Annotated in this window: 3 pseudogenes; all 3 read right to left on the bottom strand. The window is 32.0% G+C overall.

The window, feature by feature from the left end:
- Window positions 1-150: 150 nt before the first annotated feature.
- A pseudogene (rfbC, locus tag BHE89_RS14615) lies at window positions 151-705 on the bottom strand (dTDP-4-dehydrorhamnose 3,5-epimerase).
- Window positions 701-1517, bottom strand: a pseudogene (gene rfbA, locus BHE89_RS14610) (glucose-1-phosphate thymidylyltransferase RfbA). Before rfbA ends, rfbC begins: the two co-directional pseudogenes overlap by 5 nt.
- A gap of 97 nt (window positions 1518-1614) precedes the next feature.
- Window positions 1615-2492 (bottom strand): annotated as a pseudogene (rfbD, locus tag BHE89_RS14605) (dTDP-4-dehydrorhamnose reductase); the annotation flags it as partial.

The following is a 2492-nucleotide window of genomic DNA, read 5'->3' as shown; positions in this document are numbered from 1 at the left end:
AATTGTTCGTAATTCTTAGGTAAAATAAATCTTTTTACTATCGTTCCTGTTTTGGAATAGCAATTATTCTTTAAATCATAATCTAAGTAATATAGAATACATTCTTTATCTAGCCAATTATCAAGTTGCACTAATATATCTTTCTTCATTTTACATTCCAATCAATTTATTAAAACATATGCCAGTTTTATCTTTTTCTGATAATATTTGGTCTATCTTTAATAGGCCAGACTATATTTAAATCAGGATCATTCCAAATAATATTAGATTCACTTTTTTTGGTGATAAAAATTAGTTGCTTTATAAAGAAATTCCGCCTCGTCACTTAAAACCAAAAAACCATGAGCAAAACCTTCGGGAATCCACAATTGGCGTTTATTTTTTGCTGATAATATCGCACTAACCCATTTCCCATATGTATTGGATTCAGGTCTAATATCTACCGCCACATCGAAAACTTCACCAGTGAACGCATCGTACTAATTTGCCTTGAGCATGTGGTGCTTTTTGATAATGTAATCCTCTTAATACTCCTTTTGATGATTTAGAGTGATTATCTTGAACAAAATTAACTGGATAACCTACCGCATCTTCAAAGATTTTTTGATTAAAGCTTTCATAAAAAAAACCTCTATGATCACCGAATACTTTAGGCTCTAAAATTAATACATCAGGAATTTCTGTTTTATAATATTCATATTTAATCACTCTGAATCATTCGTAATAGATATTTGCCATAATCATTTTTAGATAAAGGCTCAGCAAGTATTCTTACTTGTTCTTTATTGATAAAACCTTTTCTATAAGCAATTTCTTCTGGACAAGAAACTTTTAATCCTTGTCTTTCCTCTATAGTTTGAATGAAGTTGCTTGCATCAATAAGACTTTTATGTGTTCCTGTATCTAACCAGGCATATCCACGACCCATCATGGCAACTGAGAGCTTATGCTGTTCTAGATATACTTTATTTACATCCGTGATTTCTAATTCACCTCGTGGGGAGGGTTGTAAATTCTTGGCAATATTAATAACATCATTATCATAGAAATATAAACCAGTGACTGCATAATTACTTTTGGGTTTTAGTGGTTTTTCTTCTAATGAAATAGCTACTTTATTTTGATCGAATTCGACAACGCCATAGCGCTCAGGATCATTAACATGGTAAGCAAAAACAGTGGCTCCTTGTTCTTTTTGAATTGCTTGCTCTAATTGTTTTGGTAAATCATGCCCATAAAAAAATATTATCACCTAAAACAAGAGCACAATTATCAGAACCAATGAAATCATCACCAAGAATAAATGCTTGTGCTAAGCCGTCAGGACTAGGTTGAACTTTATATTGAAGATGGATACCCCATTGGCTACCGTCACCTAATAGCTGTTGAAATCGAGGTGTATCTTGAGGTGTACTAATAATTAATATATCTCTTATTCCTGCTAACATAAGGGTGCTAAGAGGATAATAAATCATTGGCTTATCATAAATTGGTAACAACTGCTTACTTACTGCCATTGTGACAGGATAAAGCCGAGTTCCTGAACCACCAGCAAGAATAATACCTTTATATTTTTTTCATTTTCTGTAAACTATAAGTATTGATATTTATTTGTTATCTAAAAATTTCTTTTAGCATTCTATATATGCCAAATTTCCAATGGGGTAATTCTAATTTGAAATTTGTTTCAAATTTCTGTGTGTTTAAACGAGAATTATGTGGTCTAGATGCTGGTAAAGGATATTCTGTGGCAGGAATTGGAGTTAAATTTTTAACTACTAAAGGTAATGAATATTCTCGTGCATATTTAAATATTAATGATGCATACTCAAACCAAGTTGTTGTTCCTTTTGCAGTTAAATGGTACAAGCCATAAAGTGACTTCCCATTATCTAACGTACTTTTAATCGCATGAGCAGTACAATCAGCTAACAATTCAGCACTTGTCGGAGCTCCATACTGATCATTAATTACTGATAGTGAGTCATGTTTTTTTCCTAGTTTAAGCATTGTCTTTGCAAAGTTATTACCTCTACTTGCGTATACCCAACTAGTTCTAAATATTAGATGTTTTTTACAGTTATTAATAATAGCTAAGTTCACCAGCTAGCTTACTTTTACCAATAAATATTTAAAGGTGCTGGGATATCTGTTTCTAACCAAGGAATATCATTGGTTCCATCAAAAAACATAATCTGTTGAATAATGTATTAATAAAGCACCAATTTTTTCAGCTGTTTTTTGCAATTACTTCAACGCTTTCAGCATTGATTTTGAATGCATTAATGTCGTCCGTTTCAGCTTTATCTACATTTGTATAAGCAGCAGCATTGACAATAACATCGGGTTTGATAGATAGAATAGTTTTTTTCGAGTTTCGAAGGAAATAAAAAAGTCAGCGTCGTATTCTGTTGATTTAGAATCTAAAGCAATTACCATTCCTAATGGAGCTAAAGAACGCTGTAATTCCCAACCTACTTGTCCATTCTTTC

Source organism: Shigella sp. FC1967, assembly GCF_001743005.1.
GTDB lineage: Bacteria > Pseudomonadota > Gammaproteobacteria > Enterobacterales > Enterobacteriaceae > Proteus.
Note: the sequence above shows the minus strand (reverse complement) of the source record. Positions and strands in the feature narration are given on the sequence as shown.